16 protein-coding genes and 1 tRNA gene are annotated in these 14851 nt (G+C 66.6%); 8 read left to right on the plus strand and 9 right to left on the minus strand.

What is annotated here, in order from left to right; translation table 11 throughout:
• Positions 1-240 precede the first annotated feature (240 nt).
• From EF888_RS12555 to pdxH, 4 genes are all read right to left on the minus strand, one after another.
• A tRNA-Pro gene (locus EF888_RS12555) sits at positions 241-317 on the minus strand.
• Positions 318-365: 48 nt separating this feature from the next.
• Positions 366-863: a DUF192 domain-containing protein gene (locus EF888_RS12560; RefSeq protein ID WP_109758267.1), complete on the minus strand. Its 498-nt coding sequence runs from the start codon at positions 861-863 to the stop codon at positions 366-368.
• On the minus strand, positions 815-1369 hold the full coding sequence (locus EF888_RS12565) for a cold-shock protein (RefSeq protein WP_241239661.1): 555 nt from the start codon (positions 1367-1369) through the stop codon (positions 815-817). The genes EF888_RS12560 and EF888_RS12565 overlap by 49 nt, the downstream gene beginning before the upstream one ends.
• 115 nt (positions 1370-1484) lie before the next feature.
• Entirely contained in the window at positions 1485-2090 is a 606-nt protein-coding gene (pdxH, locus tag EF888_RS12570; protein WP_109758265.1) for a pyridoxamine 5'-phosphate oxidase, read from the minus strand.
• Between the two features lie 91 nt (positions 2091-2181).
• Here pdxH and fabI point away from each other — a divergent pair, with 91 nt between their 5' ends.
• From fabI to EF888_RS12595, 5 genes are all read left to right on the plus strand, one after another.
• Positions 2182-2997: an enoyl-ACP reductase FabI gene (fabI, locus tag EF888_RS12575; protein ID WP_109758264.1), complete on the plus strand. Its 816-nt coding sequence runs from the start codon at positions 2182-2184 to the stop codon at positions 2995-2997.
• 4 nt (positions 2998-3001) lie between these two features.
• Positions 3002-3505, plus strand: a complete 504-nt coding sequence (gpt, locus tag EF888_RS12580; RefSeq protein ID WP_109758263.1) for a xanthine phosphoribosyltransferase — start codon at positions 3002-3004, stop codon at positions 3503-3505.
• A gap of 107 nt (positions 3506-3612) precedes the next feature.
• Positions 3613-5451: a peptidyl-prolyl cis-trans isomerase gene (locus tag EF888_RS12585; protein WP_109758262.1), complete on the plus strand. Its 1839-nt coding sequence runs from the start codon at positions 3613-3615 to the stop codon at positions 5449-5451.
• A 1-nt stretch (position 5452) separates the two neighbouring features.
• Positions 5453-6964 carry an anthranilate synthase component I gene (gene trpE / locus EF888_RS12590; protein ID WP_109758261.1) on the plus strand — a complete coding sequence of 504 codons (1512 nt, stop codon included), beginning with the start codon at positions 5453-5455 and terminating at the stop codon, positions 6962-6964.
• On the plus strand, positions 6961-7788 hold the full coding sequence (locus EF888_RS12595; protein WP_109758260.1) for a bifunctional allantoicase/(S)-ureidoglycine aminohydrolase: 828 nt from the start codon (positions 6961-6963) through the stop codon (positions 7786-7788). The genes trpE and EF888_RS12595 overlap by 4 nt, the downstream gene beginning before the upstream one ends.
• A 55-nt stretch (positions 7789-7843) precedes the next feature.
• Here EF888_RS12595 and EF888_RS12600 read toward each other — a convergent pair whose 3' ends face one another.
• The 4 genes from EF888_RS12600 to EF888_RS21840 form a co-directional block, all read right to left on the minus strand.
• Positions 7844-8332 (minus strand): ureidoglycolate lyase, encoded by a 489-nt coding sequence (locus EF888_RS12600; protein ID WP_109758259.1) that lies wholly within the window; start codon positions 8330-8332, stop codon positions 7844-7846.
• The gene (puuE, locus tag EF888_RS12605; RefSeq protein WP_109758258.1) at positions 8329-9735 is read right to left on the minus strand and encodes an allantoinase PuuE; all 1407 of its coding nucleotides are present in this window, start codon (positions 9733-9735) and stop codon (positions 8329-8331) included. The genes EF888_RS12600 and puuE overlap by 4 nt, the downstream gene beginning before the upstream one ends.
• Before the next feature lie 70 nt (positions 9736-9805).
• The gene (locus tag EF888_RS12610) at positions 9806-11215 is read right to left on the minus strand and encodes a uracil-xanthine permease family protein (protein WP_109758257.1); all 1410 of its coding nucleotides are present in this window, start codon (positions 11213-11215) and stop codon (positions 9806-9808) included.
• Entirely contained in the window at positions 11212-11367 is a 156-nt protein-coding gene (locus EF888_RS21840; RefSeq protein WP_164721680.1) for a hypothetical protein, read from the minus strand. The genes EF888_RS12610 and EF888_RS21840 overlap by 4 nt, the downstream gene beginning before the upstream one ends.
• On the opposite strand from EF888_RS21840, the gene uraH reads away from it, so the two are divergent.
• Genes uraH through EF888_RS12625 form a run of 3 tightly spaced genes read left to right on the plus strand, consistent with a single transcriptional unit; the run spans position 11366 to position 13613 of the window.
• Entirely contained in the window at positions 11366-11719 is a 354-nt protein-coding gene (gene uraH, locus EF888_RS12615) for a hydroxyisourate hydrolase (protein WP_109758256.1), read from the plus strand. The genes EF888_RS21840 and uraH overlap by 2 nt on opposite strands.
• A gap of 7 nt (positions 11720-11726) precedes the next feature.
• Positions 11727-12629 (plus strand): glycosyltransferase family 8 protein, encoded by a 903-nt coding sequence (locus EF888_RS12620; protein WP_164721681.1) that lies wholly within the window; start codon positions 11727-11729, stop codon positions 12627-12629.
• A 36-nt stretch (positions 12630-12665) separates the two neighbouring features.
• The gene (locus EF888_RS12625; protein WP_109758254.1) at positions 12666-13613 is read left to right on the plus strand and encodes a polysaccharide pyruvyl transferase family protein; all 948 of its coding nucleotides are present in this window, start codon (positions 12666-12668) and stop codon (positions 13611-13613) included.
• 4 nt (positions 13614-13617) lie between these two features.
• Here EF888_RS12625 and EF888_RS12630 read toward each other — a convergent pair whose 3' ends face one another.
• Positions 13618-14838, minus strand: a complete 1221-nt coding sequence (locus EF888_RS12630; RefSeq protein WP_109758253.1) for a DEAD/DEAH box helicase — start codon at positions 14836-14838, stop codon at positions 13618-13620.
• Positions 14839-14851 lie beyond the last annotated feature (13 nt).

The following is a 14851-nucleotide window of genomic DNA, read 5'->3' on the forward strand; positions in this document are numbered from 1 at the left end:
AGGCATGGCGTGACTCACCCTGCCCTCCGGACACAGAGACGACATAGCACCGCCACAATCGGCGGCAAATGGCCCACGACGCCTGTTGCCGGACACATCTTCCCTCAGACTGAAACAATGGGCGCGCAGATGTCCGGCACTTGGCGCAAGCGCCCCGCCCGTCTCGTTTTCCGTATCACGGCAAAGGTGAAGCGAAGCTTGAGGTCCGGACGCCCTGCCCGGCAAACGACGGCTTCGAAGTGGTCGGGGCGGAGAGATTCGAACTCACGACCCCCTGTTCCCAAAACAGGTGCGCTACCAGGCTGCGCTACGCCCCGACGACGTCTACCTAGACCCTGCCGGGCGGCGTGAAAAGCCCAAAGGGGTCACTCGCCGCAGGGCCAGGCCGCAATGTCGCCAACGCTCGGATGAAGCATCTCGTAGCCCTCGGCGATGCCGAGGCGCTCGGCGAGGCCGCCGTTGATCTCGAGCACGAACTTCACGTCTTCCCCGCCGTCGATGCCGGTCTCGTCCAGGGGCACCGCTTCGGAATGGACATGCGTCACCTCTCCCGTCTCGTCCATGAAGATCATGTCCAGGGGGATGAGGGTGTTGCGCATCCAGAAGACGGCACGCTGCGGACGCTCGTAGACGAAGAGCATGCCCGCGCCTTTCGGCATCGAGGGCCGGTTCATCAGCCCGACGGAACGCTCGCTCGGGTCGTCCGCGACCTCGACCGAGAAGGCGGCCCGGCCGCCATCGCCGCGCAATTCGACCCGGCCTTCGTCGCACGCGGCGGCAAAGGCTCCGGCAGGCAGGACAAGAAGGACGAGTGCTAGGCTCCGTCTTCCGTTTCCGGCTCCGAACGAAGGGCAGATTCCCATGAAGTCACCTGTGTCGCCATGCGGCCGCGCTTTCCCTCGACCACACGAAGCGACACCGCTTCGCCCGGCTGAAGGTCCGCCAGTCCGGACCGACGCAGAACCTCGATGTGAAGGAACACGTCCTCGCCCCGCCCGAAGACGTTGGCAAATCCGAATCCCTTCGCCTTGTCGAACCACTTCACGCGGGCCGGCACGAGGGGAAGCGACAGGTCGACAGGCTCGGCGATTTCGCCGCCCGACGAGGCCAGCTCGTCGGCGTCCATCGATGCCGGAGGCTCTATGTGAAGAACCTCTATGGCTTGTATACCGCGCGCCGTCTCCTGCACGATCACTTCGATGCCGGCTGCGTCCGCCACCGAAGACTGGCCGAAGTTCCGAAGAACGTTGGCATGCAGGAGAATGTCCGGTCCGCCCTGATCGGAAACGACGAAGCCGAAACCCTTCGACGGATCAAACCACTTAACGGTACCGGTGACGCGCGCCCCGTCTTTTTCGGCGTCGGTCATCTGTTGCATCATCCCTCGGGTCTTCCACCCATTATTATTGCACTAGTGGGCTGTAAACCTGAGTTTATGCAACTTTAATCCGGGGCGATACGACTTTTTTTCGCCGAGCGCCCGCCTAGGGATACAGACGTGTGACTCTCCAAGCACGGTCCGCCGCCGACCTGGTCCATCGGAAGCGGTCATGGAGACGGAACTCGCCGTCTGCCCAGAACTCGATCTCGACCGGGTCGATCCGGAACCCGCCCCAGAACGGCGGCCGCTTCGGGTCGAGACCGTGCACCACCGTCATCTTCGCCGCCTCGGCGACCAGTTTTTCGCGCGACGACAGAGGTGTCGACTGCTTCGACGCCCAGGCGCCGATGCGGCTCTTCAGGGCGCGGCTCCGGTAATAGGCGTCGGCCTGCGGGCCCACCTCGCGCGTGACGGTTCCCCGCACACGAACCTGCCGCCTCAAGCTCTTCCAATGCATCACGAAAGCGGCTTTGGGGGTCTGCCCTAACTCGGCACCCTTGGCGCTGTCGTAGTTGGTGTAGAAGACGAAGGCGTCGTCTTCGATGTCCTTCAGCAGTACCATGCGCACGTTCGGCAGACCCTCGGCGTCGACCGTGGCCAGCGCGATGGCGTTAGGATCGTTGGGCTCAGACGCCTCGGCCTCGGCCAGCCAGCGGCGCGCGATCGCGATCGGGTCGTCGCCCTCGAAAATGCCGCCTCGGTCCGCCATTTGCCCTACACTCCGCATACGGTCCGCATACTTGATGCAGACACCGTGATGACATAGACCCTGAGCGAGATAAACGGGTCGGGGGCTGAAAATGACCGCAGGACTGATGGCCGGGAAACGCGGCCTCATCATGGGGCTGGCCAACCACAGCTCGATCGCCTGGGGCATTGCGAAAGCCTGCGCCGAACAGGGGGCCGAACTGGCCTTCTCCTACCAGGGCGAAGCGCTTCTGAAGCGGGTCCAGCCACTGGCCGCGCAACTCGGCTCCGACATCGTCCTGCCCTGCGACGTGGGCGACGCCGACAGCGTCGACGCGCTCTTCGCCTCACTCGAGGAAAAATGGGGCAAACTCGACTTCCTCGTCCACGCCATCGGGTTCTCGGACAAGGCCGAACTGCGCGGTCGTTACATTGACACGTCGCGTAACAACTTCCTGATGTCCATGGATATTTCCGTCTACAGTTTCACCGCCGTCGCGCGCCGCGCGGCCGCGATGATGCCTGACGGCGGATCGCTTCTGACCCTGACCTATTACGGCGCCGAAAAGGTCATGCCGCACTACAACGTCATGGGTCTGTGCAAGGCCGCGCTCGAGGCCAGCGTGCGCTACATCGCCGAGGACCTGGGGCGTGACGGCATCCGCTGCAACGCGATCAGCGCGGGCACGATCAAGACGCTGGCCGCCTCGGGGATCGGCGATTTCCGCTATATCCTCAAGTGGAACGAATATAACTCGCCCCTGCGCCGGAACGTCTCGATCGAGGACGTGGGCGGCGCGGCGATGTATCTTCTGTCCGATCTCAGCCGAGGCGTCACCGGAGAGGTCCACCACGTCGACTCGGGCTACCACGTCGTCGGCATGAAAGCGCTCGATGCGCCCGACATGACCTACGACAAGAAAGAGTGACGCCATGAACGACCGCCTGCCGCACGAGAAGGGCTTCCACGTCTCCTGGGATCAGATCCACCGTGACAGCCGGGCGCTGGCCTGGCGGCTGGATGGACGTGGCCCGCTCAACGGCGGCTGGAAGGCCGTCGTCGCGATCACCCGCGGCGGGATGGCGCCGGCGATGATCGTGGCGCGCGAACTGGACATCCGCACCGTCGACACGATCAGCGTCAAGTCCTACGACCACCAGTCGCAGAACGAGGCTCAGGTGCTCAAGGCGCCCGACGCCGAAATGATGGGCGATGGCACCGGCATCCTCGTCGTCGACGACCTGGTCGACAGCGGCAAGACCCTGGAGCTTGTCCGCAGGCTCTATCCCCAGGCCCACTTCGCCACGGTCTATGCCAAGCCCAAGGGCGAGCCGATGGTCGACACCTTCATCACCGGGGTCAGCCAGGATACCTGGATCTTCTTCCCCTGGGACATGGCGCTTCAGTACGTCGAGCCCTACCGCGGCAAGGACTGAGCGGCCTTTCCCCCATCCCGATGTCCCTTGCCCTGCATCCCGGGTCGCGCTAGATCGACGCGACCCTTTTTCCTAAGGGCTTCGGGGCACGAGGAGGACGACCGCGCATGGCCGGCAAGAAGAAAACCAACCCCACCGTCGTGGTGATCCTTCTTCTTCTGGTCATGGGGCTTGCCGGCTTCGGCGTGACGAACTTCGGCGGCTCGCTTCGCACCGTCGCCACGGTCGGATCGGCCGAGATCGGCGTCAACGACTACGCCCGCGCGGTCGAGGCCGAAGTGCGACGCTTCCAGCAGACGACGGGCCAGCCGATGACGGTCCAGCAGGCACAACTGATCGGGCTCGACCGTCAGGCCCTGTCGCGCGTCGTGACCGAAGCCGCGCTCGAGGACGAGGCCCGGCGCATCGGACTGTCGGTCGGCGACGCGAACGTGGTGAGCGAGATCCGCCAGGCCGACGCCTTCCAAAGCGCCGCCGGGTTTGACCGCACGACCTACGAAATGGCGCTCCAGCAGAGCAACATCTCGGTCTCCGACTTCGAGACGCGCGTAAGGTCGGACCTCGCCGAGGGCCTTCTGCGGCAGGCCGTCGCGTCAGGTGTCGAGACGCCGCCGTTCTTCACCGACACCCTCTTCGCCTTCGCGCGCGAAACCCGCGACGTCACCTGGGCCCGGCTGACCGAGGAAGACCTGGCGGAGCCGCTGCCCGAGCCGTCCCTCGAGGATCTGGCCGCCTATCACGAGGCCAACCCCGACGCTTTCACCCGTCCTGAAACCAAGGTGATCTCTTACGCCTGGCTCACGCCCGACATGCTGGTGGGCGATGTCGAGGTGGACGATGCGCAGCTTCGGACCCTCTACGACGAGCGCCAGGAGGAGTTCATCCAGCCCGAACGCCGCCTCGTCGAACGGCTGGTCTACGGCAGCGAGGCGGCGGCCGCGGAAGCCAAGGCGCGTCTCGATGCGGACGATGCCACCTTCGACGACCTCGTCGCCGAGCGCGGCCTGCAACTGGCGGACATCGACCTGGGCGACGTATCGCTCGAGGATCTGGGTGAGGCCGGCGAGGCGATCTTCGCGCTGGAGGAACCCGGCGTCGTGGGCCCCCTGCCGTCCAGCCTTGGACCTGCGCTCTACCGCATGAACGGCGTCCTTGCAGCGCAGGAGACGAGCTTCGAGGAGGTCCGCGACGAATTGGCCGGAGAAGCCGCCGCCGACCGCGCGCGGCGCATCATCGTGGAGTCGGCTCCCCAGATCGAGGACATGCTGGCAGGCGGCGCGGACATGGCGCTTCTGGCCGAGCGGACCGATATGGAGGCGGGCACGATCGAATGGAACGACGAAGTCTTCGACGATATCGCGGCCTATGACGCCTTCCGTGCAGCGGCTTCACAGGCCACGCCGGACAGCTTTCCCGAGGTGATTGAACTCGAGGACGGCGGCATCGTCGCGCTGAAGGTGGACGAGGTGAAGGCCCCCGAACTGCGGCCGCTCGAAGAGGTCAAGGACGACGTCCGCACGGCCCTTCTGACCGAGCGTCGCCAGGAAACGCTCGCCGCCCAGGCCGAGACGATCGCTGACCAGGTCCGCAACGGCCGCGAGATGGCGGCGCTCGGCCTCGATCTCCAGACCGACAGAAGCGTGGGACGCGACGCTCTCGTCGAGGGCACGCCGCCCGATTTCGTCACGACGCTGTTCCAGTTGAAGCCCGACGAGATCGCGGTCCTTGCCGCGGACGGCGACGCCTGGGTCGTCCGGCTCGACGCCGTGAACGTGCCGGACGGCACCTCGGAGGAAGCCGCGCGTGCCAAGGCGGCCTTCTCGGAAGGGATTGCCCGCGACTTCTCGGGCGCACTGCTGACCGCATATACGTCGTCGCTTCTCGATACCCGCGAGGTCGAGGTGAACCAGTCGGCGATCTCGGCCGTCAACGCGCAACTTCAGTAGAATGACGCTTCAGCCGGCATACGACGCCTTCGCGTCGGGCTTCGAGGCGGGGCGGAACCAGCTCGTCTACACGCGCCTGGCCGCCGACCTCGACACGCCGGTATCGCTGATGCTGAAGCTGACCGGCGCCCGCCGCGACGCCTTCATGCTGGAAAGCGTGACGGGCGGCGAAGTGCGGGGGCGGTACTCGATCATCGGCATGAAGCCTGACCTCGTGTGGGAATGCCGCGGGACGCAGGCGCGCATGAACCGCCAGGCCCGCTACGACCGCGAAAGTTTCGAGGCCGAGGCGTCGGACCCCCTCGCCTCGCTGCGAGCGCTGATCGAGGAAAGCCGGATCGACATCCCGGACGACCTGCCCGCCGCCTCGGCCGGGCTTTTCGGCTATCTGGGCTACGACATGATCCGGCTGGTCGAGCACCTGCCGGACGTGAACCCCGACCCGCTTGGCCTGCCCGACGCGGTACTCCTGCGCCCCTCAGTCGTCGCAGTGCTGGACGGGGTCAAGGGCGAGGTCATCGTCGTCTCGCCGGCCTGGGTGTCCTCCGGCCTCTCGGCTCGCGCCGCCTATGCGCAGGCGGCCGAACGGGTGATGGACGCGGTCCGCGATCTGGAACGCCCCGTGCCAGAGGCGCACCGCGACTTCGGCGAGGACGTGCCCGTGGCCGAGCCGGTCTCGAACTTCTCGAAGGAGGCCTACAAGACCGCAGTCGAGAAGGCGCGCGAATACATCGCGGCAGGCGACATCTTCCAGGTCGTCCCCTCGCAGCGCTGGAAGCAGGAGTTCCGCCTGCCGCCCTTCGCGCTTTACCGGGCGCTGCGGCGGACGAACCCCTCGCCCTTCATGTTCCACTTCGATTTCGGCGGGTTTCAAGTCATCGGCGCAAGCCCCGAGATCCTCGTCCGCGTCTTCGGCGGCGAAGTGACGATCCGCCCGATCGCCGGAACCCGGCCGAGGGGCGCCACGCCCGAGGAAGACCGCGCCTTCGAAGCCGACCTCCTGAGCGACCAGAAGGAACTGGCCGAACACCTGATGCTTCTCGATCTCGGCCGCAACGACGTCGGCCGCGTCGCGAAGATCGGCACCGTGCATCCGACCGAGGAATTCATCGTCGAGCGCTACTCCCACGTCATGCATATCGTCTCGAACGTCGTGGGCGAACTGCGGGAAGACGAGGACGCGCTGTCGGCGCTTCTGGCGGGCCTGCCTGCGGGAACGGTGTCCGGCGCGCCGAAGGTCCGCGCGATGGAGATCATCGACGAGTTGGAGCCCGAGAAGCGCGGCGTCTATGGCGGCGGCGTGGGTTACTTCTCGGCGGGGGGCGACATGGACATGTGCATCGCGCTCCGGACTGCCGTCCTGAAGGACCAGCAGCTTTACATCCAGTCGGGCGGCGGTGTCGTCTGGGACAGCGACCCCGAGGCCGAATGGCAGGAGACGGTCAACAAGTCGAAGGCGCTGCGGAAGGCCGCCGAGGAAGCCGGCCGGTTCGAGAGGGGCGGCAACGCATGACGGTGAACACCTACTATTCGCTGAAAGGCGGCAAGCCGGACCCCACGACCCTCGTCACCGACCGCGCCGTCTTCAAGGAGGCCTACGCCTTCATCCCGCGCCGCTGCGCCAAGGACATCACGGCAAGCTTCTTCCCGAACTGGGAAAAGACGCGCGGCTGGGTTCTGGCGCGGCCCCTGTCGGGCTTCGCCGAAACCTTCGCGCAGGTCGCGATGGAGGTCTTCGCCATGGGCGGCACCAACCGCCCCGAGGATGACCCCGAGGCGGAATGCGTGATCTTCGTCACCGAGGGCGAGATCGAACTGACCATCGCGGGCATTCTCCACCGCCTGACACCCGGCGGCTATGCCTATATCCCTCCCGGGGTGCCCTGGGCCCTGTGGAACCGGGGCGCGATCTCGGCCTGTTTCATGTGGGTCCGGAAGAAGTATCAGAGGGTCGAGGGCCTGCCTCTCCCCGACGTGCTGATCGCCAATGAGAACGCTGTCGCGCCGGTCGCGATGGAGCTGTCGGACGGCCGCTGGAAGACGACGCGCTTCGTCGACCCCGCCGACCTCCGCCACGACATGCACGTCAACATCGTCACCTTCGAGTCGGGCGGCGTGATCCCCTTCGCCGAGACCCACGTCATGGAGCACGGGCTTTACGTGCTCGAGGGCCGGGCGGTCTATCGCCTGAACGACGACTGGCTCGAGGTCGAGGCGGGCGACTTCATGTGGCTGCGCGCCTTCTGCCCGCAGGCCTGCTACGAGGGCGGGCCGCAGAGGTTCCGCTATTTGCTCTACAAGGACGTCAACCGGCAGATGCCGCTCGTGCCGTTCTGAGGACGGGGGGCGCTGCCCCCCGGATCCCCCCGGCGTGTTTCAGGCAAGATGAAGATCAGCGCTCCGACACGATCCAAGGCGTCTCGAACCAGTGCTCCTCGAGGTTCGCCCCATTTCCGATCCGGTCGACGACGGCGAAGAGGCCCGGCGCGTGAAGCGGGGTCAGCACGCCGTGCCAGGTGCCTCGGTGGACATTCACGCCCTGCCCCGGTTCCGTCAGGAAGGCGCGGGGTGTTCCAGGCACGCCGCCGTCATCCAGCGCCGCGATCACGAGGAACGGATGCTGCGTCATCGGAAGGAAGGCCTGGCTGCCCTCCGGGTGGCGTTCGACCATTTCGAGCGTCAGGGGCAGCGTCCGCGGCTCGGCGAGAAACACGCTGATCCCGGCGCGGCCATCCGAGAAATCGAGAGCGGCGAGGTCGTGAAAGCGCCCGCAGAGCCCCTGGTTGATGATGCGGTCGGGCACGCCCGCCGCCTCCAGAACGTCGCCGAAGGGTGCGAAGGATGCCGCCGTAAGCGGCTCGCAACGAATCTCGCGGCTCACCCGAGCTTGTCCATGAGGCGCAGCTCGGCGATCCGCTCGACCTGCCTGCAGGCCTCGGCGAATTCCTCCGCCCTGTCATGCGCGATCCGCGTCTCGAAGGCGCGCAGGATGCCGGCCTTGTCATGGTCTCTTACGGCGATGATGAAGGGGAAACCGAATTTCTCGACATAGGCCGCGTTCAGCCGCTCGAAATCCTCGCGTTCCTTGTCCGTCAGCGCGTCGAGACCTGCGGAGGACTGTTCGGAGGTCGATTCCGCCGTCAGTCTCTTCGCCTGAGCCAGCTTACCGGCGAGGTCGGGGTGCGCCTTGAGGACACCCAGGCGCTCCTCTTCCGAGGCCGAGCGGAACACGCGGGTCAGCGCGGAGTGGACGCCTCGTGCGGTGTCGTGCGTCGGACCCAGCTCCAGCGCCCGGGCCCGTTCGGCAATCCAGGGCGAATGCTCGTAGACGCCGCCAAAGGCCGCAACGAAGTCCTCGCGCGTCATCTCCGAGGGACGTGGGGTCTTGGAGGGTGGATGCAGCCGAGCCCAATGCTCGGCGATGTCGAGGCGCGTGGCGAACCAGACGCCGTCGTGCGCCGCCATGTGGTCGAGCGCGCGCTTCAGCGCCAGTGCCCGTCCCGGCCGCCCGATGAGGCGGCAGTGAAGGCCGATCGACAGCATCCGCCCGCCCTCGGCATAGAGCATGTCGAAGCTGTCCTTCAGGTAGTCCTCGAACTCTCGCGGCCCGCCGAACCCCGCCGCGACCGCGAAGCGCATGTCGTTGGCGTCGAGCGTGTAGGGCACGACAAGTTGGTCGCGTTCGCCGACCCTGATCCAGTAGGGAACATCGTCGGCGTAGGCGTCGGCGACATAGGCGAAACCGCCCTCCTCCGCCGCCAGCCGGACCGTGTTCATCGACGACCGGCCGGTGTAGATGCCGTGCGGGCGCTCGCCCGTGACCTCGGCGTGCAGGCGGATGGCCTCGATCAGGTCGGCGCGCTCCTGCGCCTCCGGGACGTCCTTGTACTCGATCCACTTCAGACCGTGCGACGCGATCTCCCACCCGGCCGACTTCATCGCCGCGACCTGCTCGGGCGCGCGGGCCAGGGCGGTGGCGACGCCGTAGACCGTCACGGGCAGGTCCTTCAGCATCCGGTGCAGCCGCCAGAACCCCGCACGAGCGCCGTATTCGTAGATCGACTCCATGTTCCAGTGCCGCTGACCCGGCCACGGGGCCGCGCCCACGATCTCGGACAGGAACGCCTCCGACGCCGCGTCTCCGTGCAGGATGTTGTTCTCGCCGCCTTCCTCGTAGTTGAGCACGATCTGCACCGCGATCCGCGCGCCCTTCGGCCATTGCGGATCGGGCGGCGTCTCGCCGTGGCCGGTCATGTCACGAGGATATCGGGGGGCGTCGGTCATGGAATGGTCCGGGGCTACGTCTGCCCCAGGAGGATGCCCCTGCCCGCCAGAGCGGGCAAGGGCGGTTCGTTCAGGCCCGCGAACCCGACAGGCCGCCGGAGATCTCTTCGGTCGCCTCGTCCTCGAGCGTCTCGGGCAGGATGAGGTTCAGCACGATGGCGAGACCCGCTGCCGGCAGCAGCCCGCTGGTAAGCAGGATCTTCGCCGTGGCCGGCAGGTGTTGAAGCGCATCGGGTTCAAGCTGAAGCCCAAGGCCGAGCGATAGCGAGATCGCGAAGATCACCATGTTGCGCCGGTTCCAGTCGACCTCGGACAGCATCGATACGCCTGCCGCGACGACCATGCCGAACATGACGATGACGCCGCCGCCCAGAACCTCGATCGGGACGGTACGGATCAGGCCGCCGACCTTCGGGATCAGACCGCAGACGATCAGGAAGATCGCGCCGATGGTCACCACATGCCGGCTCATCACGCCCGTCATGGCGATCAGCCCCACATTCTGGCTGAACGAGGTGTTGGGAAGCCCGCCGAAGACGCCCGCGACCGCCGTTCCCAGACCGTCGGCGAAGGTGGCGCCGGTGATCTCCTCCTCGGTCGCCTCGCGTCCCGCGCCGCCCTTGGCGATGCCCGAGACGTCGCCCACGGTCTCGACCGCCGAGACGATGGCCATCAGGCTGAAGCCGATCACGGCTGCGAACGAGAACTCGAAACCATAGCGGAACGGGTCTGGCAGCGCGAAGGAGGCGGCGTTGGACCAGCTTGCGGCGATGGACGACACCGGCAGCATCCCTGTCAGGATCGCGACGGCGTAACCGACGAGAAGCCCCACCAGCACCGCCGAGATCGACAGCATCCCGCGCGCGAAGAACTTGAGGCCAAGGGTCACGACGATGACGATCAGCGCGACCGACCAGTTCAGCAGGCTGCCGTATTCCGGCGTGCCGATGGCCGGGACGCCGCCCGCCGCGTACTGTACGCCGACACGCACCAGCGCGAGACCGATCATCGTTACGACAAGGCCCGTCACCAGCGGCGGCAGCGCGAACCGGATGCGACCGATGAAGAAGCCGAGACAGGTGTGGAAGATGCCGCCGATCACGATGCCGCCGAAGAGAGCTGCGAGACCATCGACGCCCTTGCCCGCAACGAGCGGGATCATGATGGGAATGAAGGCGAAGCTGGTGCCCTGGACGACCGGAAGGCGCGCGCCCACGGGGCCCACGCCGATGGTCTGGAACAGCGTGGCGATCCCGGCAAAGAGCATGGACATCTGGATCAGGTAGAGAAGCTCCGGAAAGTCCGGGCTGTTCGATCCGAAGCCGAAACCCGCAGCCCCCGCGACGATGATCGCCGGTGTCACGTTCGACACGAACATGGCCATGACGTGCTGGATGCCCAGAGGCACGGCCTTCATGAGAGGTGGTGTGTAATCCGGATCGCGTAGCTGCGCCGGCGTTCCGATGGAAGTGTCCGTCATTTTTCCCGTCCCTTGATTTTTTTGTTTGTGGCGACAGGAAGCTCGCGGAACTGCCGCTCCGTCAACGAATTTCGCACCTGCGTTTTCAGGTTGCATCGACGGCCGGTTTCCGCTGCACAGGTGTTGGACACATGTGCGCGAGGTTTGGCCATGACGGGATTCCTGACGACACACGTTCTCGATACGGCGCGTGGAGCTCCAGCAGCCGGCATCACGATCGAGCTTTACCGGATCGACGGCGAGGCGCGCACCTACCTGCATTCGCGCAGGACGAACGGCGATGGCCGGACCGACACGCCGATCCTCGGGGCCGAGGAGTGGCGGCCCGGGACCTACGAGCTGGTGTTCCATGCCGGGGCTTATTTCGACGCTCACGCGGCCGATCATCCGACGCCGCGCTTCCTCGACGTGGTCCCGGTCCGCTTCGGGATGGCGAAGGAGGATCACTATCACGTCCCGCTCCTCCTCTCGCCCTACGGCTATTCGACGTACCGGGGCAGTTGAGGCCAAGGTGACGCCCCGGCTTCCCGACGCCCCCGAGGGCACGGCGACGGTGACCTGGGCGCTGGATGCGGGCTTCGCGCGCTGCACGCTGGTTTCGCTCTTTTCCCTTCTGAGGACGGCGTCCTGCCCGGTGCGGGCCGTGTTCCTCTGCGCTGGCGACCTGGGCGACTTCCCGGATCGCGTCCGGCGAATTGCCGCGGCCTTTCCCGGAACCGAAGCGGTCTTTCTCGATCCCGGACCCACTGTGACGGACGACCGCAAGCATGTCTCGGCGGCGACGCTTCTGCGTCTCCGCCTGCCCGAAGTGATCGAAGGGCGCGTGCTCTATCTCGACGGAGATACGCTGGTGCGGTCCGACGTGGCGCCCCTCGCCTTCGCCGACCTCGCAGGCCAGCCCGTGGGCGCAGCTCCCGACCCCGCGGCCGTTCGGTCCGTCGCGTCGGTCCGGTGGCACAACCTGCCTTGGTGGCGTCCCGGGCATATGCGCTTCGTGCGGCACCTCCAGAGCCTGGGCATGCGCCGCCCGGGCACCTACTTCAATGCGGGCGTGATGGTCCTCGACTGCGCGCGTATCCGCGCGCTTGGCCTCGACGGCGCCATGGACGACGCAGAGGCGGCGGGGCGCTATCGCTTGCGCGACCAGGATCACCTGAACGTCGTCTTTCAGGACCGAGCCACCCTGGTCGATCCCGCCTGGAACGCCATCTGGGGCAACCACAGGACCGCCGGACCGCCCCTGAGGCGCGCGGATGTGGACCGCTTCGCCGCCTCGCGCCGCGACCCGCGCATTTTGCACTTCACCGGGGCCGGCAAACCCTGGACCGCGCCACCCGAAACCCTGCGCGTGCCGCAGTGGGCGCGGGAATGGCTGGATGCCGAAGCCGCCCTCAAGAGATTGGAAACGCGATGAAAGCCCCGACCCTGCCGAAAGGCGCGCGCGCTTGTGATGGGACACTTCTCGACATTCGGCGACACCGAGGTGCTCAAGGTCGTCGAGGGATGGCTGAGCGAGGCGGGCCTCCCCTTCGACATCGCTCCCTATGCGGGAAAGGTCCGACTGGGCAACCCCGACTGGGTCGATCCGCGCGCCCTCGACGCTGCGCGCTATTCTCACCTTCTGGTGGTCTGCGGCCCTTTCTCGCAGAAGATGTACGAAGGAATGGCCGACATCTTCGCCGCCTTCGCACATTGCACCTGGATCGGGGTGAACCTGACGATGGTGGCGCCGCTCTCGACGTTCCAGCCCTTCGACGTCCTTCTCGAGCGCGACAGCGACCGGCTGGTGCGAACCGACCTGTCCTTCACGACGCCCGTGACACAGGTGCCTGTCGTCGGCCTCTGCCTGGCCACGCGCCAGTCGGAATACGGAGCCCGTCGCCGCCACGACGAAGCCGGCACGCTGCTCCGGGACCTGATCCGCGCACGCGGACTGTCAGCCGTCGAGATGGACACGCTCTGGCCGCCCGAAACAAACCGCACCCTGACCGAGACGGCGGACCAGTTCACCGCCCTCGCCGGACGGCTCGACGTGCTGCTGACGACACGGCTTCACGGGTTGGTTCTGGGGCTGAAGGCGGGAACCCCGGTCCTGGCGCTCGATGCCATCGCAGGCGGTGACAAGGTGACCAAACAGGCAGGAGTTATAGGCTGGCCCGAGGTCGTGGGCATCGACGACGCCACGCCCGAGGGGCTTTCGGACGCTCTGGACCGATGTCTTGGGGACGAGGCGCGAAGCAGCGCGAAGGACTGCGCGACACGGGCGGCGAAGGTGGCGGGCGCACTCAGGAAGGATGTCCTGCGAAGCCTCGCTGTCGCACCCGGCGCGCACCATGTCCTCCCGCTTCCCCCGGCCCGGCGCCTGAAGCGCCGGATCAGGAGACTGTTCGGACGCTGAACCCTCAGGCCGCGTACTTGACGCCGCCGCGCGGCTTGCGGCTGCGGTTGCGGGGACGTGCGGTCTTGGCGCGCGTCTGATCCTTGGCATGCTCCGCGGCCCAGGGACGGCCCCCGACGACGGCGATACGCGTCTTCAGAAGCTTCTCGATCGCCTGGAACTCGCCGAATTCGTCCTCGGCGCAAAGCGCGATGGCCTGGCCCGAAGCCCCGGCCCGCGCGGTGCGGCCGATGCGGTGGACATAGTTCTCGGCCACGTTCGGCAGTTCGTAGTTGTAGACATGGCGCACGTCGGGGATGTCGATGCCCCGCGCGGCGACATCGGTCGCCACCAGAATGTTCAGCTTGCCCGCCTTGAAGTCGCGGATGGCGCGGTCGCGCTGGCCCTGGCTCTTGTTGCCGTGGATCGACACGGCGTCGAAGCCCGCCGAAACGAGCGTCTTCATCAGACGCTCGGCACCGTGCTTGGTGCGCGCGAAGACAAGGGACAGGTCGCCCCGGTGCGCGCCCAGAAGCTGGATCAGCAGGTCGGTCTTGCCGGCCTTCGGCACGAAATGCACCGACTGCTCGATGCCGTTCGCGGCGATGCCCGGCCGCGTGACCTCGACCCGGACGGGGTCGGTCAGGAACTTGCCGGCCAACTCGGCCATCAGTTTCGGCATCGTAGCCGAGAACATCATCGTCTGGCGGTCAGCGGGCAGAAGCGGCGCGATCCGGCGCAGCGCGTGGATGAAGCCCATGTCGAGCATCTGGTCGGCCTCGTCGAGAACGAGGAAGTTGGTCTCGTTCAGCCGCACGGCACGGCGCTCGATCAGGTCGATCAGGCGGCCCGGCGTCGCGATCAGAAGGTCCGCGCCACGGCGCAGCGCCTCGATCTGCTTGCCCATGGAGGCGCCGCCGACGACGACGGCGACCTTGAGGTGGCTGCCCTTGGTGAAGGTGCGCATCGCCTCGGCGATCTGGTTCGCCAGTTCGCGCGTCGGTGCCAGGACAAGGCCGGCCGCCGTCTGGGGCGCGGGGGCGATCCCGCGCGTCATCAGCGCGTGGATCATCGGAAGCCCGAAGGCGGCTGTCTTGCCGGTGCCGGTCTGGGCGATGCCCAGGACGTCGCGGCCGTTCATGGCATGCGGGATCGCCTGCGTTTGAATCGGAGTGGGGTTGGTGATGCCCTGATCGATCAGAGCCTTAACGAGACGGGGCTGAAGCCCCAACATATCGAAATCCATGTAGTCCTTTCGG

This window comes from Silicimonas algicola, assembly GCF_003970735.1.
Lineage (GTDB): Bacteria > Pseudomonadota > Alphaproteobacteria > Rhodobacterales > Rhodobacteraceae > Silicimonas > Silicimonas algicola.